General features: G+C 72.5%; 27 protein-coding genes. 19 read left to right on the top strand and 8 right to left on the bottom strand.

Going from position 1 to position 26,226, the window contains the following annotated elements:
* Window positions 1-18 precede the first annotated feature (18 nt).
* On the top strand, window positions 19-1,227 hold the full coding sequence (locus BUE29_RS22525; protein WP_073390820.1) for a hypothetical protein: 1,209 nt from the start codon (window positions 19-21) through the stop codon (window positions 1,225-1,227).
* A gap of 21 nt (window positions 1,228-1,248) precedes the next feature.
* Window positions 1,249-2,343 carry a hypothetical protein gene (locus tag BUE29_RS13495; protein ID WP_073390821.1) on the top strand — a complete coding sequence of 365 codons (1,095 nt, stop codon included), beginning with the start codon at window positions 1,249-1,251 and terminating at the stop codon, window positions 2,341-2,343.
* Here the strand turns inward: BUE29_RS13495 and BUE29_RS13500 are convergent.
* On the bottom strand, window positions 2,280-3,041 hold the full coding sequence (locus BUE29_RS13500; protein WP_073390822.1) for an MBL fold metallo-hydrolase: 762 nt from the start codon (window positions 3,039-3,041) through the stop codon (window positions 2,280-2,282). The two genes, BUE29_RS13495 and BUE29_RS13500, sit on opposite strands and share 64 nt — an antisense overlap.
* Window positions 3,042-3,102: 61 nt before the next feature.
* Between BUE29_RS13500 and BUE29_RS13505 the strand changes: the two genes are divergently transcribed.
* Window positions 3,103-4,071, top strand: coding sequence for a bifunctional riboflavin kinase/FAD synthetase (locus BUE29_RS13505; protein ID WP_073390823.1), 969 nt, complete (start codon window positions 3,103-3,105; stop codon window positions 4,069-4,071).
* Here the strand turns inward: BUE29_RS13505 and BUE29_RS13510 are convergent.
* Entirely contained in the window at window positions 4,068-4,601 is a 534-nt protein-coding gene (locus BUE29_RS13510) for a TetR/AcrR family transcriptional regulator (RefSeq protein WP_073390824.1), read from the bottom strand. The genes BUE29_RS13505 and BUE29_RS13510 overlap by 4 nt on opposite strands.
* Between BUE29_RS13510 and BUE29_RS13515 the strand changes: the two genes are divergently transcribed.
* On the top strand, window positions 4,600-4,971 hold the full coding sequence (locus tag BUE29_RS13515; RefSeq protein ID WP_073390825.1) for a hypothetical protein: 372 nt from the start codon (window positions 4,600-4,602) through the stop codon (window positions 4,969-4,971). The two genes, BUE29_RS13510 and BUE29_RS13515, sit on opposite strands and share 2 nt — an antisense overlap.
* Here the strand turns inward: BUE29_RS13515 and BUE29_RS13520 are convergent.
* Window positions 4,949-5,389, bottom strand: coding sequence for an SRPBCC family protein (locus tag BUE29_RS13520; RefSeq protein WP_073390826.1), 441 nt, complete (start codon window positions 5,387-5,389; stop codon window positions 4,949-4,951). The two genes, BUE29_RS13515 and BUE29_RS13520, sit on opposite strands and share 23 nt — an antisense overlap.
* A gap of 163 nt (window positions 5,390-5,552) precedes the next feature.
* On the opposite strand from BUE29_RS13520, the gene rpsO reads away from it, so the two are divergent.
* Both rpsO and BUE29_RS13530 read left to right on the top strand, forming a co-directional pair.
* Window positions 5,553-5,822, top strand: coding sequence for a 30S ribosomal protein S15 (gene rpsO, locus BUE29_RS13525; RefSeq protein WP_073390827.1), 270 nt, complete (start codon window positions 5,553-5,555; stop codon window positions 5,820-5,822).
* 264 nt (window positions 5,823-6,086) lie between these two features.
* On the top strand, window positions 6,087-8,315 hold the full coding sequence (locus BUE29_RS13530) for a polyribonucleotide nucleotidyltransferase (protein ID WP_073390828.1): 2,229 nt from the start codon (window positions 6,087-6,089) through the stop codon (window positions 8,313-8,315).
* A gap of 144 nt (window positions 8,316-8,459) precedes the next feature.
* Here the strand turns inward: BUE29_RS13530 and BUE29_RS22835 are convergent, their stop codons facing one another.
* Together BUE29_RS22835 and BUE29_RS13540 are read right to left on the bottom strand one after the other, a co-directional pair.
* Entirely contained in the window at window positions 8,460-9,050 is a 591-nt protein-coding gene (locus tag BUE29_RS22835) for a hypothetical protein (RefSeq protein ID WP_200800179.1), read from the bottom strand.
* An 86-nt stretch (window positions 9,051-9,136) separates the two neighbouring features.
* Window positions 9,137-10,297: an RtcB family protein gene (locus BUE29_RS13540; RefSeq protein WP_073390829.1), complete on the bottom strand. Its 1,161-nt coding sequence runs from the start codon at window positions 10,295-10,297 to the stop codon at window positions 9,137-9,139.
* A 41-nt stretch (window positions 10,298-10,338) separates the two neighbouring features.
* Between BUE29_RS13540 and BUE29_RS13545 the strand changes: the two genes are divergently transcribed.
* The 9 genes from BUE29_RS13545 to BUE29_RS13585 all read left to right on the top strand — a co-directional run bounded on the left by BUE29_RS13545 (window position 10,339) and on the right by BUE29_RS13585 (window position 18,750).
* Window positions 10,339-11,565 (top strand): MFS transporter, encoded by a 1,227-nt coding sequence (locus BUE29_RS13545; RefSeq protein ID WP_073390830.1) that lies wholly within the window; start codon window positions 10,339-10,341, stop codon window positions 11,563-11,565.
* A gap of 240 nt (window positions 11,566-11,805) precedes the next feature.
* Window positions 11,806-12,819: a sulfate ABC transporter substrate-binding protein gene (locus BUE29_RS13550; protein WP_073390831.1), complete on the top strand. Its 1,014-nt coding sequence runs from the start codon at window positions 11,806-11,808 to the stop codon at window positions 12,817-12,819.
* Complete coding sequence (locus tag BUE29_RS13555; RefSeq protein WP_234971440.1) at window positions 12,816-13,709, top strand: ABC transporter permease; 894 nt, start codon at window positions 12,816-12,818, stop codon at window positions 13,707-13,709. Before BUE29_RS13550 ends, BUE29_RS13555 begins: the two co-directional genes overlap by 4 nt.
* On the top strand, window positions 13,702-14,571 hold the full coding sequence (locus tag BUE29_RS13560) for a sulfate ABC transporter permease subunit (protein ID WP_200800181.1): 870 nt from the start codon (window positions 13,702-13,704) through the stop codon (window positions 14,569-14,571). Before BUE29_RS13555 ends, BUE29_RS13560 begins: the two co-directional genes overlap by 8 nt.
* Before the next feature lie 19 nt (window positions 14,572-14,590).
* The gene (locus tag BUE29_RS13565) at window positions 14,591-15,559 is read left to right on the top strand and encodes a sulfate/molybdate ABC transporter ATP-binding protein (protein WP_073390832.1); all 969 of its coding nucleotides are present in this window, start codon (window positions 14,591-14,593) and stop codon (window positions 15,557-15,559) included.
* 65 nt (window positions 15,560-15,624) lie between these two features.
* Window positions 15,625-16,080, top strand: coding sequence for an RrF2 family transcriptional regulator (locus BUE29_RS13570; protein WP_073390833.1), 456 nt, complete (start codon window positions 15,625-15,627; stop codon window positions 16,078-16,080).
* 48 nt (window positions 16,081-16,128) lie between these two features.
* A complete protein-coding gene (locus tag BUE29_RS13575) occupies window positions 16,129-17,478 on the top strand; it encodes a M16 family metallopeptidase (protein WP_084181026.1) in 1,350 nt (449 codons plus the stop codon).
* A gap of 30 nt (window positions 17,479-17,508) precedes the next feature.
* Window positions 17,509-18,243, top strand: a complete 735-nt coding sequence (dapB, locus tag BUE29_RS13580; RefSeq protein WP_073391165.1) for a 4-hydroxy-tetrahydrodipicolinate reductase — start codon at window positions 17,509-17,511, stop codon at window positions 18,241-18,243.
* 3 nt (window positions 18,244-18,246) lie between these two features.
* Window positions 18,247-18,750 carry a mismatch-specific DNA-glycosylase gene (locus tag BUE29_RS13585; protein ID WP_073390834.1) on the top strand — a complete coding sequence of 168 codons (504 nt, stop codon included), beginning with the start codon at window positions 18,247-18,249 and terminating at the stop codon, window positions 18,748-18,750.
* 198 nt (window positions 18,751-18,948) lie between these two features.
* Here the strand turns inward: BUE29_RS13585 and BUE29_RS13590 are convergent, their stop codons facing one another.
* On the bottom strand, window positions 18,949-19,578 hold the full coding sequence (locus tag BUE29_RS13590) for a DUF2461 domain-containing protein (protein ID WP_200800182.1): 630 nt from the start codon (window positions 19,576-19,578) through the stop codon (window positions 18,949-18,951).
* Complete coding sequence (locus BUE29_RS13595) at window positions 19,575-20,138, bottom strand: GNAT family N-acetyltransferase (RefSeq protein WP_073390836.1); 564 nt, start codon at window positions 20,136-20,138, stop codon at window positions 19,575-19,577. The genes BUE29_RS13590 and BUE29_RS13595 overlap by 4 nt, the downstream gene beginning before the upstream one ends.
* A 77-nt stretch (window positions 20,139-20,215) precedes the next feature.
* On the opposite strand from BUE29_RS13595, the gene BUE29_RS13600 reads away from it, so the two are divergent.
* The 4 genes from BUE29_RS13600 to BUE29_RS13615 all read left to right on the top strand — a co-directional run bounded on the left by BUE29_RS13600 (window position 20,216) and on the right by BUE29_RS13615 (window position 25,913).
* Window positions 20,216-21,463, top strand: coding sequence for a winged helix-turn-helix domain-containing protein (locus BUE29_RS13600; protein WP_073390837.1), 1,248 nt, complete (start codon window positions 20,216-20,218; stop codon window positions 21,461-21,463).
* Between the two features lie 44 nt (window positions 21,464-21,507).
* Window positions 21,508-22,260: an FAD-dependent thymidylate synthase gene (gene thyX, locus BUE29_RS13605; RefSeq protein WP_073390838.1), complete on the top strand. Its 753-nt coding sequence runs from the start codon at window positions 21,508-21,510 to the stop codon at window positions 22,258-22,260.
* Window positions 22,261-22,291: 31 nt separating this feature from the next.
* Complete coding sequence (gene dapA, locus BUE29_RS13610) at window positions 22,292-23,191, top strand: 4-hydroxy-tetrahydrodipicolinate synthase (protein WP_073390839.1); 900 nt, start codon at window positions 22,292-22,294, stop codon at window positions 23,189-23,191.
* Between the two features lie 124 nt (window positions 23,192-23,315).
* Window positions 23,316-25,913, top strand: a complete 2,598-nt coding sequence (locus BUE29_RS13615; protein ID WP_234971443.1) for a DNA translocase FtsK — start codon at window positions 23,316-23,318, stop codon at window positions 25,911-25,913.
* Window positions 25,914-25,971: 58 nt separating this feature from the next.
* On the opposite strand, the gene BUE29_RS22530 is transcribed toward BUE29_RS13615, so the two are convergent.
* Complete coding sequence (locus BUE29_RS22530; RefSeq protein WP_159440875.1) at window positions 25,972-26,136, bottom strand: hypothetical protein; 165 nt, start codon at window positions 26,134-26,136, stop codon at window positions 25,972-25,974.
* Between the last annotated feature and the right edge of the window lie 90 nt (window positions 26,137-26,226).

Raw genomic sequence — 26,226 nt, forward strand, 5'->3', positions numbered from 1 at the left:
ATCGGGTACGACTGCACGATGCACGACGACACGGCTGACCACGACGACACGGCTGACCACGACGACACGGCTGACCACGACGCCAACGCCGACCGCGCCGACGACCGCGACCGGCTCGGTGTCGTGCGCGGCCTGCTGCCCGACGACGACCTGCGCGAGCTCGCCGTCGTCAAGGCGGGGGAGCGCAGCACGGTGCGTCGCATCGAAGCCGTCGCCGGCGACCGCTCCCGGCGCACGCTGGTCGTCAAGGAGTACCACGGCGAGAGCGAGGGCTGGCTGCGCGAGTCGGCTGCGCTCGCCTGCGTGCCGGGCGCGGTGCGCGTCCCCGAGGTCATCGCGGCGAGCACCGACCCGCGGCTGCTGGTCATGGAGGACCTCGGCGAGGGTCCGAGCGTCGCCGACGCGCTGCTCGGCGACGATCCCGACGCGGCGAGCGAGGCCGTGCTCGGCTGGGCCGAGGCGCTCGCCGAGCTGCACGTGGCCACGCGCGGCAGCCGCGACGACTTCCGCGCGGCGCTACGTGAGCGCGCCGACGACGCGGGCGTCGACGCCGTCGAGAGCTGGCTGCCGGCCCGCATCCGCGAGGCGGAGCGGGTGCTCGACCGCGACTGCGGCGCGCTCGGCGTGACCATCCCGTCCGGTGCGCTCGGCGAGCTCACCGGCCTGACCGAGCGCCTCGGCGGGGACGCGCTCGCCGCGCTCACACCGGCCGACGCCTGCCCGTCGAACAACGTGGCGGTCGGATCGCGGTGCGTGCTCGTCGACTTCGAGGGCGCCCAGTGGCGTCACGTGGCCTGGGACGTCGCCTACCTGCTCGTCCCGTGGCCGACCTGCCCCGCGGCGTGGCGGCTGCCCGACGACGTCGCCCGGCGCGGCTACGAGCGGTACCGGACGGTGGCGGCGGACGCGTTCGGCATCGCCCCGACGGCCGACACCGACGACGCGTTCGGCCACGACGTCGAGGCCGCCGTCGTGGGCTGGTCGCTGGTCGCGGCGTCCTGGACGCTGGACCACGCGCTGGGCAGCGAGGTCGAGATCGACCAGCAGCTCGATCCGCACCAGGCGATGCCGACGCGCCGCGCCCTCATCATGAGCCGGCTGCGCCGGGCGGCCGGATCGCCCGAGCTGCCCGCGCTGGCCGAGCTGGCCGACGGTCTGTGGGCGGCGCTCCAGCAGCGGTGGGGCGACGTCCCGCTCGACGTCGCGCCGGCGTTCCGTCCCCGGTGACGCCCCGGACGCGGTGACGTCGTGGCCGTGCAGCAGGACCTCGTCTTCGCGCTCGTCGTCGTGCTCCGCCTCGGCGTGCCGCTGTTCATCCCGCGGTTCCCGTTGCCGGCGCTGCTCGCGTCGCTGGTCGTGGACGGCATCGACCAGACGATCTTCCAGTGGTTCGACGTCACCTCGGTGCTCGGCGAGTACCAGAACTACGACAAGGCCCTGGACGTCTACTACCTCGTCATCGCCTACACCGCGACGATGCGCAACTGGCACGACGACGTCGCGTTCCGCATCGGCCGGCTGCTTTGGTACTGGCGGCTGGTGGGCACGGTGGCGTTCGAGTTCAGCGGGTGGGGTCCGCTGCTGCTGATCTTCCCGAACACGTTCGAGTACTTCGTCATCGCCTACGAGGCGATCCGCACGCGCTGGCGGCCGACCCGGTTGTCCGACCGGCAGCTGATAGCGCTCGCCGCGGCGATCTGGGTGATCGTCAAGCTGCCGCAGGAGACATGGATCCACGTGCTGCACCTGGACGTCACCGACGAGTCCGCCGCGCATCCGGTGCTCGCCGTGCTCGTGCTGGCCACGCTCGTCGCGGTGGTGGTCGCCGTCGTCGGGGTGGCGCGCCGCCGCGTGCCACCGCCCGACTGGCGCTTCGCGGTCGACGTGGACGCGCACCAGGCCCGCAAGCGGCCCGACAACCGTCCCGAGGGCGGCGGCACACTGCTGCGGACGACCGCCGAGAAGGCCGCGCTGACGTCGATGGTCGTGGTGATCTTCGGTCACATCCTGCCCTCGACGGCCGGGGCCGGGGCGCTCGCGCTCGGCGTCTGCGTGGTCGTGGCGCTGAACGCGGGCGTCACCGAGCTGCTGGAGTGGCGACGGCTGGTGCCGCTGTCGGTGGTGGCCCGGTTCGCGCTCGAGGTCGTCATCAACGCGATGATCTTCGAGGCGCTGGTGCTGCTGCGCGGTGCCGTGGTGGTCGATCGGCTCACCGCGCTGTTCCTGCTCGTCCTGCTCTCCCTCGTGATCACGCTCTACGACCACTTCCGCGCCGTCAGCTACGGCATCGCCGTGGACCCTCCCGGCGCGAGCACCACGACCTCGGTGTCGACGGCCTGCTGAGCCGTCCACCACGCGAACCGAGCGCCCGGCGCCCGGGCGAGGTCGGGACGCAGCGTGCGCAACCCGGGCAGCAGCAGCGTCCCCCAGTGGATCGGGACGGCGCGGCGGGGTGCGACGAGCGCCGCGACCCCGGCGGCCTGGCGCGGGTCCAGGTGGTCGGGACCGAGGGTCGGCCCCCAGCCGCCGACGGGCAGCAACGCCAGGTCGACCGCGCCGCGCAGCTCCCGCAGCGCCGGGAAGGCGCCGGTGTCGCCGGCGAACCACACGCTGCCGGTGCGACCGCGGATCACGTAGCCGACGGCCGCGGCCCGCAGCCGGCGGCCCGGCCGGTCGCCGGGATGCCGTGCCGGGACGGCGGTGACGTGCAGCGTCCCCAGGCGCAGCTCGTCGCCCGCGACCACCTCTCGGACGTCGGCGAAGCCGTCGAGCAGGGCCGCCGCGCCGGCGGGGACCACGACGGGCACGCCGGTGCCGATCCTGCGCAGCGACGGCAGGTCGAGGTGGTCGTGATGCAGGTGCGAGACGAGCACCGCGGCCGGTTCGCGCCACGCCCTCGGGTCCGGTGCCGGTCCGTGGCGGCGCAGCGGGCCGACGCGGAAGCGCAGGACGGGGTCGGTGACCAGCCTGGTGCCGTCGAGGTCCAGGGACGCCCCGGCGTGTCCCAGCCAGGTCACCGCGTCGCCACGTGCGGGGCTCATCACCGCATGGTGCCCGCCGCGGTCGCGGCGGCGCGACGCGGTGCGCCGATAGGGTGCAGTCGTGCAGCGTTGGCATGGACTCGAGGCGGTGCCCACCGACTGGGGTCACTGCGTGGTGACGATAGGCGTGTTCGACGGCGTGCACCGGGGCCACGCCGCCATCATCGGCCAGGCCGTCGACCTCGCCGCGGAGCGCGGCGTCCCGAGCGCGCTCATCACCTTCGTGCCGCACCCGTCGGAGGTGGTCCGCCCCGGCTCGCACCCGCCGGTGCTGACGAGCATCGTGCGCCGCGCCGAGCTGGTCGAGGCGCTCGGCGTCGACGTGTTCCTCGCGCTGCCGTTCACGCTCGAGTTCTCGCAGCTGCCGCCGGACGAGTTCGTGCACCGCGCCCTGGTCGAGCGGTTGCACGCGTCGGCGGTGGTCGTCGGGCAGAACTTCCGCTTCGGCCACAAGGCGGCCGGCGACGTCGAGACCCTGGGCCGGCTCGGGCGCACCTTCGGCTTCACCGCCCACGGCGTCCCCCTGGTGGCGCACGGCGACACCCCGCTCAGCGCGACCTTCGTCCGCTCCAGTGTGCGGGCCGGCGACCTGCGCGCCGCGGCCGAGGTGCTCGGCCGGCCGCACCGGGTCGACGGCGTCGTCGAGCGCGGTGATCAACGCGGCCGCGAGCTCGGCTACCCCACCGCCAACCTGCGCACCGAACAGTGGGCCTGCGTGCCCGCCGACGGCGTGTACGCCGGGCGCGTCGTCCGCCTCGACGAGTGGGGCCGCACGCTCGACGCGCCGCCGCTGGGGATCGCGGCCATCTCGGTCGGCACCAACCCGACCTTCGAGGTGCGTCAGCGGCGGGTGGAGGCCTACGTCCTGGACTTCGAGGGCGACCTCTACGGCGAGAACGTGGGCGTCGAGTTCGTCGAGCGGCTGCGCGGCATGGTGAAGTTCGAATCGGTCGACGCGCTGATCGAGCAGATGGCCGCCGACGTCGAGCAGACGCGTGCCGTCATGGCCGGCGGCCCGGGCCGCGGTTAGCGCGGCGCGCCGCCGTCCGGGCCGGCCGCGAGCCGCCGCTCGGCGAGGCGACCCAGCTCGGCCATGCCGCGCAGCAGTGTCGTCGCGACGTCGTCCGATGCCGGACCGAGGCGGTCGGCGAGGTTCGCGGTGAGCCACAGCGTCGCGAAGCCGTGGCTGAGCGACCAGCCGGCCAGGACCAGTCCGAGCGCCTCGGCGGAGTCGGCGGCGACGCCGGGTTGCTGCGCGAGTGCGCTGCCGTGGAGCACGGCGAACGCGGCGTCGCGTGCAGCGACGAGGTCGGGGTCGTCGCCGTGGTAGAGGCCCGGACGGAACATGACCTCGAAGTGGCCCGGGTGCGTCAGGGCGAAGGCGACGTAGGCCTCACCGCCGCGCAGGAACCCGTCCGCTCCCGATGCGACCGGCCCGATCTCCTCGACCGCCAGCCGGAAACCCTCGGTCGCGATGGCTGTGAAGATACCTGCCTTGTCGACGAAGTGGTGCGCCGGCGCTGCATGGGAGACCCCGGCGCGTCGTGCGATCTCGCGCATGCTCACCGCAGCCGCCCCGACCGCCTCGACCGCTGCCTCGCTGCCCTACGACCTCACCTTCGGGATGCTGGCGATGTCGGGGCTGCCCACGGCGTGCGCGCTCGGCGCCTTCGCGGTAATCGCCCGTCGCAGCGGGGAGCTGCCGCCGGTGACCGTCGTGCTGGCCGTGGTGGCGGACGGTGCACACGTCCTGCTGCTCGCCTCGTTCGTCGTCGGGACCGGGTTCCTGTCGCTGGAGGGGCAGGTCGTCACCGTCGTGCCCGGCCTGCTCTTCGCCTGGATCCTCGCCACGGGTCTCGCCCTGCTGCGGCGGCCGTCGGCACCGCGTCGGCTCGGCCCGGCCGGCGTCAGGCCGCGAGCAGCCTCCTGAGCACGCGGCCGAACAGCAGCCGGCCGGTCACGGCGGCGAGGCGGTCGGCGACGCGGGGCAGGCCACGGGGTCGGGCCGCCTCGGTCCAGGTCGTGCGTGAGCCGTCGCGGTGCGGCTCGACGGTGATCTCGGCCCATCCGAGCATCACCCGGCCGCGCTTCTCCAGGCGGCAGCGACCCGGGGTGGTGCCGCTCGGCGGTCGCCACGCCACGACCTCCATCGGGTCGTCGAAGCCGAGCGGGCCGACGGCGGTCCGCGCCGTGAAGACCGTCCCCACGCCCTCGCCGTCGGGCGCGGGCGTGGTCACGGCGATGGTCGTCAGCGGCACCCAGCGACCGTGGGCGGGCCAGTCGGTGATCCGGCGCCAGGCCTCGGCGGGGGCGTGGGGGGAGTCCTGGGTCAGGACGAAGGTGCGCACAGGGCGGGCATACCCCGTCGGTGCGGCCGTGCCGCAGCCTCTCGTCACGGGCTGGTAACGTAAATGCCGGTGCCCTCATCGGCACCCGACGCATGCGCGTCCAACCATCCATCGTGAACCAGACCGGTGGAGCGCGCCTGCAACCGACACGAAGGAGTCGTCCGTGGCGCTGGCCCAGGATGTCAAGAAGCAGATCATCGCCGAGTACGGCTCCGCCGACGGCGACACCGGGTCGGCCGAGGTGCAGGTGGCGCTGCTGTCGCGGCGCATCCGCGACCTCACCGAGCACTTGAAGGCCCATAAGCACGACCACCACAGCCGGCGCGGCCTGCTGCTGCTGGTCGGCCAGCGTCGCCGACTGCTCAACTACCTCGCCAAGACCGACATCAACCGCTACCGCTCGATCGTCGAGCGGCTCGGTCTGCGCCGCTAGTCGTGAGGGGAGTGACCCGTCCGGGTCGCTCCCCTTCTTCGTTCCATCCGAGGAACAACTCAACACCCCATCGCCGGACGCACGCGCGCGTCCCTGCGACACCCGAGCACCGACGCCGGTCCTCGGTAGTGGCGGGCGGGGCCCTGCGATCGATCCGGGCCCGACCGCTTCGATCGAAGACCGGCACCGCGAGACCCCCAAGGTCCGACGGTGACCCGCTCGTACGTCGCCCGTGCGCGTCGGCACGTACGAGAGGAGACCTCTGTGACAGAGGTTCAAGACCAAGAAGCCGGTGTCTTCGAGACCGAGGCCGTGATCGACAACGGCAAATTCGGCAAGCGCAGCATCCGCTTCGAGACCGGCAGGCTGGCCAAGCAGGCCGCCGGTTCCGTCGTCGCCTACCTCGACGACGACACCATGCTGCTGTCGGCCACCACGGCCGGCAAGAAGCCTCGTGAGGGCTTCGACTTCTTCCCGCTGACGGTCGACGTCGAGGAGCGCATGTACGCCGCGGGGCGCATCCCCGGCTCGTTCTTCCGTCGCGAGGGCCGTCCGTCCGAGGATGCAATCCTCACCTGCCGGCTCATCGACCGGCCGCTGCGGCCCACGTTCATCAAGGGCCTGCGCAACGAGGTCCAGGTCGTCATCACCGTCATGGCGCTCAACCCCGACCACGCCTACGACGTGCTCGCGATCAACGCGGCGTCGGCGTCGACGCAGATCTCCGGACTGCCGTTCAACGGCCCCGTCGGCGGCACCCGCGTCGCCCTCGTCGACGGTCAGTGGGTCGGTTTCCCGACGCACTCCGAGCTCGAGCGCGCGTCGTTCGACATGGTCGTCGCCGGTCGCGCGCTGGACAACGGCGACGTCGCGATCATGATGGTCGAGGCCGAGGCCACCGAGGGCGTCATCGAGCTGATCGCCGGCGGCGCCACCCAGCCGACCGAGGAGGTCGTCGCCCAGGGGCTCGAGGCGGCCAAGCCGTTCATCGCCGAGCTGTGCCGCGCGCAACAGGAGCTCGCCACCAACGCTGCGAAGCCGGTGCAGGAGTTCCCCGTCTTCCTCGACTACACCGACGAGGTCTACGACGCCGTTCGCGACGAGGTCGAGGCCGAGGTCGCCGCCGCGCTGACCATCGCCGACAAGCAGGAGCGCGAGCTCAAGCTCGACGACATCAAGGAGTCCGTCAAGGACGCCCTGGGGCAGCGCTTCGAGGACCGCTTCGGCGAGATCAGCCCCGCGTTCCGTGCGCTCAACAAGAAGCTCGTGCGGCAGCGCATCCTGCGCGAGAAGGTGCGCATCGACGGCCGTGGGCTCGCCGACATCCGCACGCTCTCGGCCGAGGTCGAGGTCATCCCGCGGGTGCACGGCTCGGCGCTGTTCCAGCGCGGCGAGACGCAGATTCTCGGCGTCACGACGCTGAACATGCTGGGGCTCGAGCAGAAGCTCGACACGCTCTCGCCGAACCGCACCAAGCGCTACATGCACAACTACAACTTCCCGCCGTACTCGACCGGTGAGACCGGCCGCGTCGGCTCGCCGAAGCGCCGCGAGATCGGCCACGGCGCGCTCGCCGAGCGGGCGCTGCTGCCGGTGCTGCCCGGCCGCGACGAGTTCCCGTACGCGATCCGGCAGGTCTCCGAGGCCCTCGGCTCCAACGGCTCGACGTCCATGGGCTCGGTCTGCGCGTCCACCCTCGGCCTGCTCAACGCCGGCGTGCCGCTCAAGGCGCCGGTCGCCGGCATCGCCATGGGTCTCGTCTCCGACGAGGTCGACGGCAAGACCGAGTACGTCGCGCTCACCGACATCCTCGGGGCCGAGGACGCCTTCGGCGACATGGACTTCAAGGTCGCCGGCACCAAGGAGTTCGTGACGGCGCTGCAGCTCGACACCAAGCTCGACGGCATCCCGTCCGAGGTGCTCGCGGCTGCGCTCACGCAGGCCCGCGACGCTCGGCTGCACATCCTCGACGTCATGGCCGAGGCCATCGACGGCCCGGACGAGATGAGCCCGTACGCGCCCCGCGTCACGGTCGTGAAGATCCCGGTCGACAAGATCGGCGCGGTCATCGGCCCCAAGGGCCAGATGATCAACGCGATCCAGGACGAGACCGGCGCCGACATCACCATCGAGGACGACGGCACGATCTACGTCGGTGCCGCCGACGGCCCGTCCGCCGCCGCGGCGGTCGACCGCATCAACGCGATCGCCAACCCGCAGATGCCCAAGGTGGGCGAGCGCTTCCTCGGCACCGTCGTCAAGACGGCCGCCTTCGGCGCGTTCGTCTCGCTGCTCCCGGGCAAGGACGGCCTGGTGCACATCTCGAAGCTGGGGCGCGGCAAGCGCATCGGCAAGGTCGAGGACGTCGTCAACGTCGGCGACAAGATCCAGGTCGAGATCCTCGAGATCGACCAGCGCGGCAAGATCAGCCTCGGGCTGGTCGACGACAAGCCGGCCGACGAGACACCGGCCGAGGCGTCCGCCGAAGCCTGAGCCACCGCACGGACGACAGGGGCCGGGTCACCGCGAGGTGACCCGGCCCCTGCCGCGTCCTACTGCCTTCCTCGGCGAGTTGGTTGATCAACAGGCGGTTTGATCAACCAACTCGCCGAGGAAGCGGGACCGTGCGCAGGCCGATCAGGACGCGGTGAAGCCCGGCGGGGTCGCGTCCTCGTCCGGTTGCACCTCCCGCGCCGCCAGCAGCGGCGCGGCGAGCAGGGCGGCGACGAGGGCACGGCTGGCGCCGACACAGCGCCAGTCGTCGTCCCACAGCTGACTGACCAGCCAGCTGCGGTCGGCCGGGAAGAGGAGGTCGGGCAGCGGTCCCTTCCAGTGGTCGGGCGCGCGCCACGTCAGGGCCTCCCGCGGCCCCGCCTGGACCAGTACGTACGGCCAGCCGTTGTAGAGCGTCGTGCGCGGCGCATCCGGGAAGACGACGTCGTGCGCGCCGGTGTCGAGGTACCCGAGCCACCACGGCTGGGGTGCGCTGCCGCGGGCCAGGATCGCGATCAGCGTCTCGGCGTACCGGACCAGCACGGCGTCCGGGTCGCCGGTGGGCTCGGACCCGTCGTCGACGGCCGGCGTCGACGACGTCGCGTAGGCCTCGTAGCGCAGCGGGACGGCGGCCGAGATGCTCACGCCGGCCGGCGTGGCCCCGTCGATCCACGCGACGGTGCCGGAGTCGCCGAGCGGCCAGCGCCGGCCGTCGCGTTCCACGCTCTCGCCCATCGTCGTCCTCCCGTCCCCACCTTCCTCGGCGAGTTGGTTGATCAACAGGCGGTTTGATCAACCAACTCGCCGAGGAAGGCGGGACTTCAGTTGCCCTTCACGTTGACGATCTGGCGCAGCGTGTGCTCGATCGTCACCAGGTCCTTCGCGTCCTGCATCACCACGTCGATGGGCTTGTAGGCCTCCGGGTGCTCATCGAGGAACGCATCGGAGTGCCCCCAGGCGATGCCGGTCATGCGCTCGTCGAGGTCGGCGCGGGTGAACCGCTTGCGCGCGGCCGTGCGCGAGTGGTTGCGTCCCGCGCCGTGCGGCGACGAGCATAGCGAGCCGACGTGGCCCTTGCCGCGGACGACGTAGGAGAGGTCACCCATCGACCCGGGGATCAGCCCGAGGACGCCCTCGTGCGCGTCGATCGCACCCTTGCGGGAGAGCCATACCTCGCGCCCGAAGTGGGTCTCGCGCGCGGTGTAGTTGTGATGGCAGTTCACCTGCTCGACGCGCTCGACCGCCGCCTCCTGGAATGCGGCGAGGCAGTCGACGACGCGGTCCATCATCTCCTCGCGGTTGAGCAACGCGTACCGCTGCGCCCAGCCGAGCGCCTCGACGTAGCGCTCGAACTCGGGCTCGCCCTCAACCAGGTAGGCGAGGTCGCGGTCGGGCAGGGTGATGAAGCGCCGCCGGCACTGCTCCTGCGCCACTGCGATGTGGCGCTGCGCCAGCCGGTTGCCGACCCCGCGCGAACCCGAGTGCAGGAACAGCCACACCCGCTCCTGCTCGTCGAGGCTGACCTCGATGAAGTGGTTTCCCGAGCCCAGGCTGCCCAACTGTGCACGCCAGGTGTGCGAGACCTCGTCGGCCTGCGCGACGCCGGGCAGCGTCTCGAGCTCGGCGACGCGGGCCTGCGCGCCCGGCAGGAGCTGCTGGTTGCGGCCGCCGGCCGACAGCGGCACCGCCGCGGCGATCGCGGCGTGCAGCCGCGGCAGGTCGTCGGCGAGGTCGGTGCGGCCGAACTGCGTGCGGACGGCCATCATGCCGCAGCCGATGTCGACGCCGACCGCGGCCGGGATGATCGCGCCGTCGGTCGGGATGACGCTGCCGACCGTGGCGCCCTTGCCCAGGTGGGCGTCGGGCATCAGGGCGAGATGGGGCCGGACGAACGGCATGGACGCCGTGCGCTGGGCCTGGGCGAGAGCCGCGTCGTCGAGGATCGAGGCGAACACGGCGAGCTTGCTGGACATGCGTTCCATCGTCGGCGAGGGCGTCAACCGGGTTCGCCTAGGGTGGCTGCGTGCGCTCACCGCTGCGCGAACTGCCCGTCGAGGTGCGCGCCCTCACCGGCGTCGGCTTCATGGTCGCGCTGGGCTTCGGGCTGGTGGCCCCGGCGCTGCCGCTGTTCGCGCGCGAGTTCGGCGTCGGACGCACGCTCGCCGGCCTGGTGGTCAGCGCGTTCGCGTTGACGCGCCTGCTCATGGCGCCGGTCGTCGGCCGTCTGGTCGACGCGCTCGGCGAGCGGGTGCTGCTGGCGAGCGGCATCGGCATCGTCGCCGTCTCCAGCCTGCTCGCCGGCTTCTCGCAGACCTATTGGCAGCTGCTGGTGCTGCGCGGCGCGGGCGGCGCGGGCTCGATCATGTTCAGCGTCGCCGCGGCGAGCCTGCTCGTCCGCGTGACGCCGGACCACCTCCGTGGCCGGGCGCAGGGCGTCTGGGCCGGGTCGTTCCTGCTCGGCATGATCGCCGGCCCGGCCGTCGGCACCGTCGCCACGTTCTCGCTGCGGGCGCCGTTCTTCCTCTACGCGGGGACGCTGCTGGTCGCCGGGACCATTGGGCTGACGGCGCTGCGCGGCAGTGAACTCGCCGAGCGGCGCACGCAACGTAGCGCGCCGCTCACGCTCGGTCCCGCGCTGCGCAACCGGTCCTACCGCGCCGCGCTCGCCGCGGCGTTCGCCGGCGGCTTCGCCATCATCGGCGCCCGGACCTCGATCGTGCCCCAGTACGTCACCGACGAGCTGGGCCTCGACCACGGCTGGGCCTACGCCGCGTTCCTGGTGACCAGCCTCGTCAGCGGCGCGTTGCTGCTGCCGCTCGGCCGCCTCGCCGACACCCGCGGCCGCCGCCCGGTCGTGGCGGTCGGGCTGCTCGTCGCGGTGGCGGGGTTCGTGGTGCTGCCGACCGCGCCGGCCGTCGGCGGGCTGGTCGTGGCCGCGGTGCTGCTCGGCGTCGCCGGTGCGGCGGACTCGGTGGGGCCTGGCGCGATGATGGGCGACGTCGTCGGCGGCCGGGGCGGGACGGTCGTCGCCCTGTTCCAGATGTCCGGCGACCTCGGCGCGGTGCTGGGGCCCGTGATCGCCGGCTGGGTCGCCGACGGTGGGGGGTACGGCTCGACCTTCGCGCTGAACGCCGTGGTCTGCGCGCTCCCGTTACTGCTCGTCGCGATCGCTCCCGAGACGCTGCGCGACGGTCGCGCGGCGGCCGGTGTGACCGCCGCCGCGGCGTCCCCGGCCGATACCGCGACCTGAGCCCGCGCGGTCCCGGTTCCTCGGCGAGTTGGTTGATCAACAGCGGTTTTGATCAACCAACTCGCCGAGGAAGGCGGGGGGGACGGGCGCCACCCCCACGCATGTCCGATTCGTCCCGTGACCTGGGCGACGTCACCCGCTCGGTACCGGCGTCATACGGGCGTGCTTGATATTCTCTAGCGGATCCATCGGAAAACCGAACACGATGGACGTACGCACCTCGACCAGATTGGTGACTGCATGTCAACGACGCTCGTCCGCCCGCGCAGGCTGACCGCAGTGCTCGCCGCCGTGACCGCGGCCGTCGTCGGGGTCGCCGCGTGTTCGAGCGGGTCGAGCGCGTCGACCGTGCGCCTCGTCGCGTACTCCGTGCCCAAGCCGGCCTACGACGCGCTGGGCAAGGCGTTCGCCAAGACCAAGGACGGCAAGGACGTCGAGGTCAAGGGCTCCTACGGCCCCAGCGGCTCGCAGAGCAAGGCGGTCATCGGCGGGCAGAAGGCCGACTACGTCGGGTTCTCCGTCGAGCCCGACCTGACCAAGCTCGTCGACGCCGGCAAGGTCGAGAAGAACTGGAACTCGGGGCCGACGAAGGGCCTGGTCTCGGACTCGGTGGTCGTCATCGTCGTCCGCCAGGGCAATCCGCTCGGCATCAAGGGCTGGGACGACCTGGTCAAGCCCGGTGTCAAGATCGTGACGCCCGACCCCGCGACGTCCGGCTCGGCGAAGTGGAACATCCTCGCCGCCTACACGCACATCCTGTCAGAGGGCGGCACGGACGTCGCCGCGCAGGCGTATCTGAAGAAGTTCTACAAGAACATCGTCAGCCGTGCCCAGAGCGGCGCGACGGCCACCACGCAGTTCACCTCGGGCACCGGCAACGTCCTCATCTCCTACGAGAACGAGGCCATCAGCGCGCGGGCCAAGGGCGCCAAGCTCGACTACATCGTCCCGGAGCAGTCGATCCTCATCGAGAACCCGGCCGCGGTGACGAAGGGCGCGTCCGACGGTGCCAAGAAGTTCCTCTCCTACGTCGAGAGCGAGGCGGGGCAGGAGATCTTCGCCGCGCACGGCTTCCGCCCCGTCGTGAAGAGCACCAAGATCCCGACGGTCGCCGGCGCCAACGACCCGAGCAACCCGTTCCCGACGGTGTCGAAGCTGACGACGATCGCGCAGCTCGGCGGGTGGAGCGCGGTGAACAAGAAGTTCTTCGACGAGAAGACCGGCATCGTGACCAAGATCGGCGGGGCCGGGTGACGGCACAGCTCGACGCCGGCACGACCGGCGAGGGCGACGCGACGGCGCCGGCGGGGACGACCCGTCGGCGCCGTAGCGCACGCGGCCCCCGGGCGGGGATGCCGATCCGGCGCGGGGCGGGGGTGACGCTCGGGCTGGTGACGCTGTGGCTCACCCTCCTGGTGCTGCTGCCGTTGATCGCCGTCGTCGGCAAGGCCTTCGACGACGGCTGGTCGGGCTTTTGGTCGGCGATCACGAACCCGTCCGCGGCGACCGCGCTCCGGTTGACCGTGGGGCTGTCGCTCATTGTCGCGATCGTCGGTGCCGTCATGGGCACCGTCGTCGCCTGGGTGCTGGTCCGCGAACCGTTCCGCGGGTCGCGGCTGCTCGACCTCGTGATCGACATCCCGTTCGCCTTGCCGACCATCGTCGCCGGCATCGTCATGCTCGCCGTGTACGGCAGCGGAGGTGTCGGCCCCGACCTCTTCGGCACCCGCCTCGGCCTGTTCGTCACGTTGCTGTTCGTGACGCTGCCCTTCACGGTGCGCACCGTGCAACCCGTCCTGCTCGACCTCGACCGCGACGCCGAGCAGGCCGCCGCGTCGCTCGGCGCCTCGCCCGCGGTCGTGTTTCGGCGCATCGTCCTGCCCCAGCTGCGCCCCGCGCTCGCCTCGGGAGCCGCGCTCGCGTTCGCCCGGGCGCTCGGCGAATACGGCTCGCTGGTGTTCATCTCGAGCAACCTCGCCAACACGAAGGTGGCGTCGGCGCTCATCTACGGCAAGTACCAGGACGCCGAGAACCCGCTCGCGCTGCAGCAGGGCGCCGCGATCTCCACCGTGCTGCTGCTGGCCAGCGCGATCGTGCTGGTGCTGCTCGACCTCGTCCAGCGGCGGGCGGCCCGCCGTGGCTGACGTCGTGACGGTCCCCGGCGCGACCGACACCCGCCCGCGCCGGCCGGCGGCCGATCGTGCGACCTCGCCGGTCGGCTGGGTGCTGCGGGTGCTGGCGGTGCTGTGGGTCGCCGTCCTCGTCCTCGTCCCGCTGGTCATCATCCTCAAGCGGGCCTTCCAGCCCGGCCTGAGCACCTTCTTCGACGCGCTCGCCGACCCCGACGCGCAGCACGCCTTCCAGGTCACGGCCGTGGTGGCCGGCAGTGCGGTCGTCATCGACGTCGTGTTCGGCGTCGCCGCGGCCGTGCTGCTCGCCCGCTACCGCTTCCCGGGGCGGCGGCTGCTCAGCGCCTTCATCGACCTGCCGGTGGCGGTGTCGCCGATCATCGTCGGTCTCGCGCTGGTGCTCGTCTACGGCCCGCAGGGCTGGTTCGGCGACGCGCTCACCGACACGCCGCTGCAGATCATCAACGCCAAGCCCGGCATGGTGCTCGCCACCGTCTTCGTGTCGCTGCCGATGGTGGTGCGCGCGGTCGAGCCAGTGCTCACGCAGGCCGGCACCGAGCAGGAACAGGCCGCCTCGTCGCTCGGCGCCAACGCCGCCCAGCGGTTCGTGCGGATCACGCTGCCCACCATCCGCATCGCTCTGCTCTACGGCACGGTGCTGGCCATCGCCCGCTGCCTCGGCGAGTACGGCGCGGTGCTCATCGTGTCCGGCAACGTCGCCGGGGTCTCGGAGACGGCGCCGCTGCTCATCGGCAACCTGATCGACAACGAGCAGGACTACGACTCGGCCTATGCCGTGGCCTCCGTGCTCGTGCTGATCGCGCTGGCCGCGATCGCGCTGTCCGCCCTGATCCGTCGGTGGGGACGGTCCCGGTGACCGCTCGCGAGGAGAAGACATGAGTATCGAGGTCCGTGGCGTCGGCAAGCGGTTCGGCGACTTCGTCGCGCTGGACGACGTCGACCTGTCCGTCGAGTCCGGGGCGCTGACGGCGCTGCTGGGGCCGAGCGGTGGCGGCAAGTCGACGCTGCTGCGCATCGTCGCCGGCCTCGAGAAGCCCGACACCGGGACGGTGTTGATCGCCGGCGAGGACGCCACGCGCAAAGCGCCGCGCCACCGCGACGTCGGCTTCGTCTTCCAGCACTACGCGGCGTTCACGCATCTGTCCGTGTACCGCAACGTCGCCTTCGGTCTGGAGATCCGCAAGCGGCCCAAGGCCGACATCGACAAGCGGGTACGCGAGCTGCTGGAGCTCGTGCACCTCGAGCAGTTCGCCGACCGGCTGCCGGCGCAGCTGTCCGGCGGTCAGCGGCAGCGCATGGCGCTCGCCCGCGCGCTCGCGGTCGAGCCGAAGGTGTTGCTGCTCGATGAGCCGTTCGGCGCGCTGGACGCCAAGGTGCGCAAGGAGCTGCGCGACTGGCTGCGCCGGCTGCACGACGAGGTGCACGTGACGACCGTGTTCGTCACCCACGACCAGGAGGAGGCCCTGGAGGTCTCCGACGAGATCGTCGTCATCAACAACGGCCACATCGAGCAGGTCGGCAGCCCGGACGACCTGTACGACAAGCCCGCGAACGACTTCGTGATGTCCTTCCTAGGCCCCGTCACCACGCTGGACGGCCGGCTCGTCCGCCCGCACGACATCGACGTCCGCGGCGAGCCGAGCGCGGACGCGGTCGCGGCGACGGTGAGCCGGGTGCAGCGGGTCGGATTCGAGATCCGGGCCGAGATGGACACGCCGGGCACGGGGGAGGGCACCTGGGTGCAGCTCAACCGCGGCCAGAGCGAGGCGCTGCGGCTGCAGGAGGGCAGCAAGGTGTGGCTGACGACCGCACCGAACAGCACGTCGATCCCGGCCGGCGCCTGAACTCGCCGCGCCGCTGACGGCGTGCCTACTTGCCTCATTGCCTACCGGTATTGAGACAATGCGGTGTGCAGATCTCGGCGAAGACAGACTACGCAGTGCGTGCCCTGCTCAGCCTCGCCGCGCGGGAGCCCGAGCTCGTCAAGATCGACACGATCGTCACCGAGCAGGGCATGCCGCGCAAGTTCGTCGAGGCCATCCTGGGCGAGCTGCGCCGGGCGGGCATCGTGCGCAGCCAGCGCGGGGCCGAGGGCGGCTACGCGCTCGCCCGCCCCGCCAAGGAGGTCACCCTCGGCTCGGTGCTGCGTGCGGTCGACGGGCCCCTGGCCGAGGTGCGTGGCCTGCGCCCGCACGAGACGAATTACGCGGGGGTCGCCGAGCACCTGCCCGAGGTGTGGGTCGCGGTGCGCTCGAGCCTGCGCCGTGTGCTGGACGAGACGACGCTCGCGCAGGTGCTGACCGGCTCGCTGCCCGCGCACGTGAAGCGGCTCAACGAGGCGCCGGACGCCTGGCTGCCGCGGTGAGCGATGCGGCCGCGAGGTCGTGATGGGGCCCGTCCGTAGGATCGGGTGATGCCCAGCCCGCGCGCCGCCCGGCCGCTGACCCGTGCCACCACCCGGCGCCTCGCCACGGCCACCGGCGGCGGTGCCATCACCCGCACCGTCCTGCCCGGCGGCCTGCGGGTCGTCACCGAGACCATGCCCGGGGTGCGGAGCGCGAGCGTCGGCGTCTGGGTGCCGGTCGGGTCGCGCGACGAGACGGTCGCGCTCGCGGGCACGAGCCACTTCCTCGAGCACCTGCTCTTCAAGGGCACGGCCACCCGCAGCGCGCTCGACATCGCCGGCGTGATGGACGACGTCGGCGGCGAGTTCAACGCGTTCACCGAGAAGGAGCACACCTGCTACTACGCCACGGTGCTCGACCGCGACGTCGACGTCGCGCTCGAGATCGTCGGGGACGTGGTGCTCAACGCGACGGTGGCCGCCCGGGACGTCGACGTCGAGCGCGGTGTCGTGCTCGAGGAGATCTCGATGCGTGACGACGACCCGAGCGACCTCGTCCACGACGAGTTCGCCGCGGCGCTCTTCGGCGACACGCCCCTCGGCCGGCCGATCCTCGGCACCGAGGAGTCCATCCACGCCCTCACGCGCCGCCAGGTCGCCGGCTACTACCGGCGTCGCTACACCACCGACTCGATGGTGGTCGCGGTCGCGGGCAACATCGAGCACGGCGACGTCGTCCGCCACGTCCGGCGGGTGTTCGGCGAGCGGCTCGACCCGGGAGCGGCCGCGCAGTCGGCGCGTCCGGCGGACGGCGACACGGCCGGCAGCACGGCGCGCCCGGCCGAGGCGATCCGGGTGGTCGCCGACGACACCGAGCAGGCCAACCTGCTGCTCGGCTGCCACGGGCTGTCGCGCCACGACCCGCGCCGTTACGCGTTGGGCGTGCTGTCGTCCGCGCTGGGCGGGGGCATGAGCTCCCGGCTGTTCCAGCGGGTGCGCGAGGAGCGCGGTCTGGCGTACTCGGTGTACTCGTACACGAGCGCCTTCGCCGACGCCGGACAGTTCGGGGTCTACGCGGGGTGCCAGCCGGGCAAGGCCGACGAGGTGCTGTCGATCATGCTGGCCGAGCTGGACGCCGTCGCCGGTGGCGCGCTCGACGCCGCGGAGGTCGAGCGTGGCAAGGGGCAGATGCGCGGTGCCCTCGTGCTCGGTCTCGAGGACACCGGGTCGCGCATGACCCGCATCGGCAAGAGCGAGACCGCCTACGGCGACATCCTCGGGCTGGACGACGTGCTGGCCGAGATCGACGCGGTGACACCGGACGACGTCGCCGCCGTCGCCACGGACGTGCTGCACCGGCCCCGATGCCTCACCGTGGTAGGACCGTTCGGTGAGCACGACTTCGACAGCGCGGTCTGAGAGGGAGCAGCAGTGAGCGAGCCGATCCGCGTGGGTGTCCTCGGCGCCCGCGGACGCATGGGACAGCAGGCCTGCCGGGCGGTCGACGCCGCGGACGACCTGGAGCTCGTCGCCATGGTCGACGCCGGCGACTGGCTGTTCAGCGTCGCCGACGCCGGTTCCCAGGTGCTGGTCGACTTCACCCACCCGGATGTCGTGATGGACAACATCCGCTTCGCGATCGACCAGGGCATCCACGCCGTGGTGGGCACGACTGGGTTCACCGCCGAGCGTCTCGACACGGTGCGGACGTGGCTGGCCGACGCCCCGCAGGTCGGCGTCCTCGTCGCGCCGAACTTCGGCATCGGCGCGGTGCTGTCGATGAGGTTCGCCCAGCTCGCCGCCCGCTTCTACGACACCGCCGAGGTCATCGAGCTGCATCACCCCCACAAGGCCGACGCTCCGAGCGGCACCGCGGTGCGGACCGCCGAGCTCATCGCCGCCGCCCGCCGCGAGGCGGGGATGGGGGCTGTCCCGGACGCGACCACGCAGGCCCGTGACGGCGCCCGCGGCGCCGATGTCGACGGCGTGCACGTGCACGCGCTGCGCGTCGCCGGGATGGTCGCGCACCAGGAGGTCGTGCTCGGGGCCGAGGGCGAGACGCTGACCATCCGGCACGACTCGCTCGACCGGGTGTCGTTCATGCCCGGCGTGCTGCTGGGCGTGCGCGAGATCGCGCGACGGCCCGGCCTGACGGTGGGGCTCGAGGCCCTGCTGGACCTCTAACGGGTGCTGCCCGACCTGCTCCGTCCGGGGCTGCGCGTGGTGATCGCCGGGACGATCGCCGCCTGGCACCGCGCCGAGCGCGATCACTACTACGGCGGCGCGGGCACCAAGTTCTGGTTGTTGCTGCACGAGTGCGGGTTCACCCCTGTGGAGCTGTCGGCCGAACGCGACGCCGAGGTGGTCGAGCACGGCGTCGGCCTCACCGACCTCGTCCGCACCGAGCACGCCGTGCGGGGGGAGCCGCCCGTCTTCGACCTGGCCGGCTTCCACGCCCGGCTGGCCGCCGTGGATCCGCCGGCCGTCGCGTTCGTCTCCAAGACCGCCGCGTCGTCCTACGCGCGGGCCGCGGGGCGTCGGCTGCCCCGCGGCTACGGGGAGCTCTCCTGGACGGTGGCGGGCATCCCCGCCTTCGTCCTGCCGGGGCCGTCCGGAGCCAACAACGGGATGCCGGTGCCGCTGCGCGTCGCGCTCTGGCGCGACCTCGTCGATTTCCTCGGCACGCTCTGAGCGAGGCGCCGGGGTCCGGGCCGCCGTCCTTCCGGTGATCCACATCCGGTTCCCGTCGTCATGGCAACGGTTTGTGGATGTCGATCAGCGTCGGTGGTCCGGTGATCGACATGCGGTTCCCGTCGTCATGGCAACGGTTTGTGGATGTCGATCACCGCAGCGGGGCGACGACAACCGGATGTCGATCACCGGTGTCGGTCAGTCGTGCCCGACGTGGGTGTCGAGCCAGCTCGTCAGCGGGGCCAGCGCGCGCCACTGCTTGGCGATCTCGGTCCGGGCCGCCGCGGCGTGCAGCCAGTCGGGGAAGCCGACCTCCTTGCCCGCCGTCAGCGTCTTGTGCCGCAGCAGCTCGGCGCGCGGATGCTCCTTGTCGTAGCCGGCCGGGACGCGCACCAGCTGCTCGCCCCGCACCTGCCAGCCCTTGCGCCGCACGCCGGCCACCGCCTTGGCCAGCAGCGGGCCGGCGACGTCGTCGTCGACGGCACGGCGCAGCCGCTGCACCTGCGGCGTGCTCGACTGCCAGTACCCGCCGGCCAGCCACAGCCCGGCCGCCGACACGTGGAAGTACACCGACGTCTCCCCGAACCACACGCCCTGGTGCGTCTTGTACGGCGTCTTGTCCTTGCTGAAGCGGACGTCGCGGTACGGGCGGAACATCGTGAACTCGCCCCAGCGCGTGGCGAGCTCGGTCGCCAACGCCTCGATCGGCGCCTTCACCGCCTCGTCGTAGACGTGCTTGTGCGCCGCCCAGAACGCCTTGGAGTTGTCGTTCTCGAGATCCTCGTAGAAGTCCAGCGCGGCGGCAGGGATGCCCGTGAACGCCATCATCGGCCGTCGATGTGTTCGGTCGCCTCGGCGATCTCGGTGTGCAGCCGCAGCTCGCGCAGCTCGCCGGCCCCGGTATCCAGCGCGCGGACGAGGCCGTCGGCCGCCCAGCCCGCGGACTCGAGGAACGTCCGGGTGGCCTCGTCGCCCTCGGGGATCCAGGTGACCAGCCGGGTCAGGCCGTCGGCGCGGGCGTGGTCGACGACGGCGGCGAGCAGCCGCGAGCCGTGCCCGCGGCGTCCCCACCGGGGCTCGACCAGCATCGCCGCGACCGTGCCGGTCGTGGCCGGCTCCGGATCGTCGGGCTGCAGTTCCTCGGCGGGGCCGAGGGCGGCGAAGCCGACCCGCCACTGCTGCTCCAGCGCGACGAGGACGTGGTGGCGCGGCGACGGTGGGGCGGTGACGGCGGCCGACCACGCCTCGGCGGCGCCGGCGGCGTCGATCGAGTCGAGCACGGCGGCGGGCACGAACGCCGCGTACGCCGTCCGCCACGTGTCGACCTGGATCCGGCCGATCTCCGCGGCGTCGTCGGGTCGGGCCGCACGGACGCTGACGTCTGCCACGTCAGCGACCCTAGCCACGCTGCCGCGGCGTCGGCCACGGGCCCGCGTGTCGGTGGCTCGCCGTAGTGTCGGCAAGCGTGGCAGGGGTCCGTACGCTGAGCGCCGCGCACGCGCGTCGTATCGCCCTCGCCGCGCAGGGCTTCGCCGATCCGCGCCCCACCGGCCGTGTCGACGCGCGGCACGTGCGCCGGGTCCTCGACCGCGTCGCGCTGCTGCAGATCGACTCGGTCAACGTGTTCTCGCGCAGCCATTACCTGCCGGTGTTCGCCCGCCTCGGCCCGTACCCGCGCGAGGTCCTCGACCGGATGACGGCCTACGTGCCGCGCCCCCGTCACCCGGAGCTGTTCGAGTACTGGGCGCATGCGGCGTCACTCGTCCCGGTGCGTTACCAGCCCCTGCTGCGCTGGCGCATGGCCCGCGCGCACGTCGAGCCGTGGGCCAACATCCGCCGCATCGCGCGGGAGCGCCCGGGCCTGCTCGACGACGTCCGCCGGCTCGTGGCCGAGCAGGGGCCGATCGTCGCCGGCGACACCGGCATCCCACGTCCCGCGCCCCGGCCCGGGCACATGTGGAACTGGCACGACGGCAAGACCGCGCTGGAATGGCTGTTCTTCGCCGGTGAGATCACCACGGCCAAGCGGGTGAACTTCGAGCGCTGGTACGACCTCGCCGAGCGGGTCATCCCCGCCGACGTCCTCGCCGCCCCGACCCCCGATCCGGTCGACGCGAAGCGCGAGCTGGTGCGCATCTCGGCCCGCGCCCACGGGGTCGCCACCGAGCCCGACCTGCGCGACTACTTCCGGCTCTCCCACGCCGACACCAAGGCCGCGGTCGCCGAGCTGGTCGACACCGGCGAGCTCGCCGCCGTGCACGTCGCGGGCTGGGACGCACCGGCGTACCTGTGGCACGAGGCGCGACGCCCGCGCACCGTCCAGGCCCGCGCGCTGCTCTCGCCCTTCGACTCGCTGGTCTGGTATCGGGAACGCACGCTGCGGCTGTTCGACTTCCACTACCGCATCGAGATCTACACCCGCGAGGAGGAGCGTCGCTACGGCTACTACGTGCTGCCCTTCCTGCTCGGCGACACCCTCGTCGGGCGCGTCGATCTCAAGGCCGATCGGCAGCAGGGCGTGCTGCGCGTGCAGAGCGCGTGGGTCGAACCGGGGCAGGATCCCGGCCACGTCGCGATCGAGCTCGCCGCCGAGCTCGACGTCACGGCGGGCTGGCTCGGGCTGGACGGGGTCGAGGTCATGCCGCGCGGCGATCTGTCCACCACGCTCGCCGAAGCCGTGGCGCGCACCGGCCCCACACCCGCCGCGGGTTAGGCTCGGGCCCGCCCCGTCCGCGCCCGTCGATCCCGGAGTCCGCCGTGCCCGCCATCGTCCCGCTGCAGGTCCACGCCATCGCCTGGACCCACTTCGAACCGCCGGCGGACGTGCCGTGGACCACCGACGCCGACGGCGGCGAGGCGCTCGCCGAGTTCGCCGGCCGCGCCTGCTACCAGTCCTGGGCCAAGCCGAACCCGGTGACGGCCACCAACGCCGGCTACCTGCACCACATCCTCGAGGTCGGTCACCTCTCGGTGCTCGAGCACGGCTCGGTCAGCTTCTACCTGACCGGCATCTCGCGTTCACTCACCCACGAGCTGATCCGGCACCGGCACTTCAGCTACTCGCAGCTCTCGCAGCGCTACGTCCCCGAGAAGGACGCCGCGATGGTCGAGCCGGACGTCATCGCCGACGACCCCGAGCTGCACGCCAAGTTCCTCGCGGCCTCCGACGCCGCGGTGGCGGCGTACACCGAGCTGCTCGAGGGGCTCGAGAAGCGGTTCGCCGACGTCGAGCACGCCACCCTGCGTCGCAAGCAGGCCCGGCAGGCGGCCCGCGCGCTGCTGCCGAACGCCACCGAGACCCGCATCGTCGTCACCGGCAACTACCGCGCCTGGCGGCACTTCGTGGCCATGCGTGCCTCCGAGCACGCCGACGTGGAGATCCGCGAGCTGGCGATCGCGTGCCTGCGGGAACTCCAGCGCGTCGCCCCGAACGCGTTCGCCGACTTCGAGATCTCGGCGCTGCCCGACGGCACCGAGGTCGCGTCGAGCCCGATGGTCAGCGAGGGCTGAGCGGTTCGCGTCCACCGATAGACTCGGGACCGTGCCAACCGACGTCCGTCAGCCCTTCGGCCGGGTCCTCACGGCCATGGTCACGCCGTTCGACGTGTCCGGCGCGCTCGACCTCGACGCCGCGCAGCAGCTCGCCCGGCACCTCGTCGACGAGGGCGGCAACGACGGTCTGGTGATCAGCGGCACCGGCGGCGAGGCGCCCACCACCACGGACGCGGAGAAGGCCGACCTGCTCGCCGCCGTCGTCGAGGCCGTCGGCGATCGCGCCCACGTGATCGCGGGCGTGGGGACGTTCGACACCGTCCACTCGATCCACCTCGCGCAGGCCGCGGCGAAGGCGGGCGCGCACGGCCTGCTGAGCGTCACCCCGTACTACTCGCGGCCGCCCCAGGCGGGGGTGCTCGCGCACTTCCGCGCCGTCGCCGACGCCACCGACCTGCCGACGCTGCTCTACGACATCCCGTCGCGAACCGGCACGCCCATCCACACCGAGACCCTGCTCGAGCTCGCCGCGCACGAGCGCATCGTCGGGGTCAAGGACGCCAAGGGCGACCTCGCGGCGTCCGCGCGCGTGCTGGCCGAGACCGACCTGGCCTGCTACAGCGGTGAGGACGCGATGACGCTGCCGCTGCTGTCGATCGGCGGGGTCGGCGTCGTCGGCACGTCGACCCACTTCTGCGGCGTCGAGACCCAGGCGCTGATCGCCGCCCACGAGCGCGGCGACACGGCCGAGGCGCTGCGGCTGCACCGGCAGCTGCTGCCCATCTACACCGGGATCTTCCGCACGGCGGGCACGATCCTGGTCAAGGCGGGGCTGCGACTGCGCGGGTTCGACGCGGGCCCGGTCCGGCTGCCGCTCGTCGACGCCACCGAGCACGAGCTCAGCCACCTGCGCGAGGACCTCGCCGCCGCCGGCCTGCGCGGCAGCTGACCCGCGCCGCGCGGATCTTCCTGTGGGGGACGACGTGGGACGCCGGAGGCGCAGGAGGATCGGGACGCGGCGCGGGCGCGCGCGCCTCCGCCCCAACCCTCAACCGCAGGGTTAAGGTCGCTGGGTGGAAGGTCAGACCGAGACGCGCCCGCGGCGCACGGGAACCCGTTCGAGCACCACCCGGATGCCCGCCGCGGCGCCGGGACGCCGCCCCGCGAACCGACCCGCGAACCGCAAGCCGCCCGCGCGCAAGAGCGCCGGCCGCGCCGGCGGGCGGACGGCCACGGCAGCGCGCCGCCCCGGTGGTGGCCCACTCGCCGGGGTCGGCCGTGCGATCACGGCGATCTGGCGCGCCCTCGCGGTCGCGATCGGCAGCGTGTTCCGGGCCGCCGGTCGCAATGCAGCCACCGCCCGCGAGCTCCCCGCCGAGCACCGTCGCGACGGCGCCGCGCTCGGTGTGCTCGCCCTCGGCCTCGTGCTCGCCGTCGCGGTGTGGTTCGGCGCGGCCGGCCCGGTCGGCGCCTTCCTCGAACGCGTCTGCCGCTACGCCGTCGGCAACGCCGCACTGCTGCTGCCCGTCGTCCTCGTCGTCGCCGCCGCGCACATGCTGCGCCAGGCGCCGGAACCCCAAGCACGCGGACGCGTCGTCGTCGGCTCGGTGGCCGTCACGGTGGCCGTCGTCGGCCTCTTCGACGTGTGGGCGGGCAGCCCGACCGACGCGGCCGGGCGGGAGGAGGCCGGCGGCCTGCTCGGCACCGGCATCGGCCTGCCGCTCGCGCGGGGTCTCGGCGACGTGATCGCCGTACCCGTGCTCGCGCTCGCCGGTGCGTTCGGGATCCTCGTCGTCACCGCGACGCCCATCGGCGTGCTGGTCGACTACGCGGCCACCCTGCTCGGCCTGCGGGCGGGGGAGGGCGAGCATGTCGACGCCGAGCCGGAGCCGGCCCCCCGGCCCCGGCGACGCCGCACGCCGCGGACCGCCGTGGACGACGACACGGCCGCCCCGATGGTCGTGGACACCTCCGAGATCCCGGAGCTCGCCCCGGTCGCCGTCACCGAGCCGCCGGCGGAGCCGGTCAAGCCCCGGCGACCGCGGACGCCGAAGGCGGCCCCGGTAGAACCGGAGCTGCCGCCGATCGACCGGCCGGTGCAGCTCGAGCTCGCCGGCGGCGCCGGGATGTACACGCTGCCGCCGATCAAGGACCTCGCCCAGGGCACTCCCCACATGGAGCACACCCAGGCCAACGACGAGGTGATCGCCGCCCTGCAACAGGTCTTCACCGAGTTCGACGTCGACTGCTCGGTCACCGGCTTCAACCGCGGCCCGACCGTCACCCGCTACGAGGTCGAGCTCGGCCCGGGCGTGAAGGTCGAACGCATCACCAACCTGACCCGCAACATCGCCTACGCCGTCAAAAGCGCAGAAGTGCGCATTCTCAGTCCCATCCCGGGCAAGAGCGCGGTCGGGGTCGAGATCCCCAACACCGACCCCGAGGTCGTCATGCTCGGCGACGTGCTGCGCTCGAAGGTCGCGCAGCGCGACAACCACCCGATGCTGGTCGCGCTGGGCAAGGACGTCGAGGGCGGCTTCGTCGTCGCCAACCTCACCCGCATGCCGCACCTGCTCGTCGCCGGCGCGACCGGCGCGGGCAAGTCGAGCTGCATCAACACGCTCATCCTGTCGGTGCTCACGCGGGCCACGCCCGACCAGGTGCGCATGGTGCTCATCGACCCCAAGCGGGTGGAGTTCGCCGCCTACCAGGGCATCCCGCACCTCGTCACGCCGGTCATCACCAACGCCAAGAAGGCGGCGGACGCGCTGCAGTGGGTCGTGCGCGAGATGGACATGCGCTACGAGGACATGGAGAGCTCCGGCGTCCGCCACATCGACGACTTCAACAAGAAGGTGCACTCCGGCGAGCTCAAGGCGCCACCCGGGTCCGAGCGGGTCTACCAGGCCTACCCCTACCTGCTCGTGATCGTCGACGAGCTCGCCGACCTCATGATGGTCGCCCCGCGCGACGTCGAGGAGTCCGTCGTCCGCATCACGCAGCTGGCCCGTGCCGCCGGCATCCACCTGGTCATCGCGACCCAGCGACCGTCGGTCGACGTCGTCACCGGCCTCATCAAGGCCAACGTGCCGTCGCGGCTCGGCTTCAAGACCTCCTCACTCGCCGATTCGCGGGTCATCCTCGACCAGCCCGGTGCCGAGAAGCTGCTGGGCAAGGGCGACGCGCTGTTCCTGCCCATGGGAGCGTCCAAGCCCGCCCGCATGCAGGGCGCGTTCGTGACCGACGCCGAGATCAGCTCGATCGTCGACCACTGCAAGGAGCAGCTGCAGCCGACGTACCGCGAGGACGTCACGGCCCCGCAGCAGGCGCCGAAGAAGGACATCGACGAGGACATCGGCGACGACATGGACCTGTTCCTGTCGGCGGTCGAGCTCGTCGTGTCGACGCAGTTCGGCTCGACGTCGATGCTGCAGCGCAAGCTGCGGGTCGGCTTCGCCAAGGCCGGCCGGCTGATGGACCTCATGGAGTCCCGCGAGATCGTCGGGCCCTCCGAGGGATCCAAGGCCCGCGACGTGCTGGTGACCCCGGACGAGCTGGCGGGGCTGATGTACACGCTGCGCAACGGCGGCAGCGCCGCCGACCTCGTCACCCCCGAGGACGACCCCGCGGCCGAGGACGAGCCCGTTCGCATCAGCCCGGAAGGCGCCTGACGCGACCGAGCGGTCACCCGCAACTGCAGGTGACCGCTCGGTCGACGCGGGTTCGGGCTCAGCGAGCGCGGTGCCTCGGCGTGTAGAACATCGCGACGAGCGACAGCCGGCGCGCGCCAGGCTTGCGGTGGCGACCGACGTACTCCTCGTCCTCGGTCGCGATACCGGCGGCCGACGGCGTCCACGCCGTGAACGCCGGGTCGATGCGGTCGAGTGTGGCCATCACGCTCACCTCCTTGTCCGCACGGACGCTATCTGCTGGTGCTCGTGGGACAGGTGAGACACGCCCGAACCCACGCCGGATCGCGGGTCC

This window comes from Jatrophihabitans endophyticus (genome assembly GCF_900129455.1).
Taxonomy (GTDB): Bacteria; Actinomycetota; Actinomycetes; order Mycobacteriales; family Jatrophihabitantaceae; genus Jatrophihabitans; species Jatrophihabitans endophyticus.

Excerpts from the sequence above, each read along its gene's own strand:
- BUE29_RS13575 (WP_084181026.1), top strand. The coding sequence starts at position 16,129 with ATGCCCAGCCCGCGCGCCGCCCGGCCGCTGACCCGTGCCACCACCCGG.
- BUE29_RS22530 (WP_159440875.1), bottom strand. The coding sequence starts at position 26,136 with ATGGCCACACTCGACCGCATCGACCCGGCGTTCACGGCGTGGACGCCG.
- BUE29_RS13550 (WP_073390831.1), top strand. The coding sequence starts at position 11,806 with ATGTCAACGACGCTCGTCCGCCCGCGCAGGCTGACCGCAGTGCTCGCC.
- BUE29_RS13515 (WP_073390825.1), top strand. The coding sequence starts at position 4,600 with ATGCTCACCGCAGCCGCCCCGACCGCCTCGACCGCTGCCTCGCTGCCC.
- BUE29_RS13565 (WP_073390832.1), top strand. The coding sequence starts at position 14,591 with ATGAGTATCGAGGTCCGTGGCGTCGGCAAGCGGTTCGGCGACTTCGTC.
- BUE29_RS22835 (WP_200800179.1), bottom strand. The coding sequence starts at position 9,050 with ATGGGCGAGAGCGTGGAACGCGACGGCCGGCGCTGGCCGCTCGGCGAC.
- BUE29_RS13510 (WP_073390824.1), bottom strand. The coding sequence starts at position 4,601 with ATGCGCGAGATCGCACGACGCGCCGGGGTCTCCCATGCAGCGCCGGCG.
- BUE29_RS13590 (WP_200800182.1), bottom strand. The coding sequence starts at position 19,578 with ATGATGGCGTTCACGGGCATCCCTGCCGCCGCGCTGGACTTCTACGAG.
- BUE29_RS13500 (WP_073390822.1), bottom strand. The coding sequence starts at position 3,041 with ATGAGCCCCGCACGTGGCGACGCGGTGACCTGGCTGGGACACGCCGGG.
- BUE29_RS13540 (WP_073390829.1), bottom strand. The coding sequence starts at position 10,297 with ATGGAACGCATGTCCAGCAAGCTCGCCGTGTTCGCCTCGATCCTCGAC.
- BUE29_RS22525 (WP_073390820.1), top strand. The coding sequence starts at position 19 with ATGCACGACGACACGGCTGACCACGACGACACGGCTGACCACGACGAC.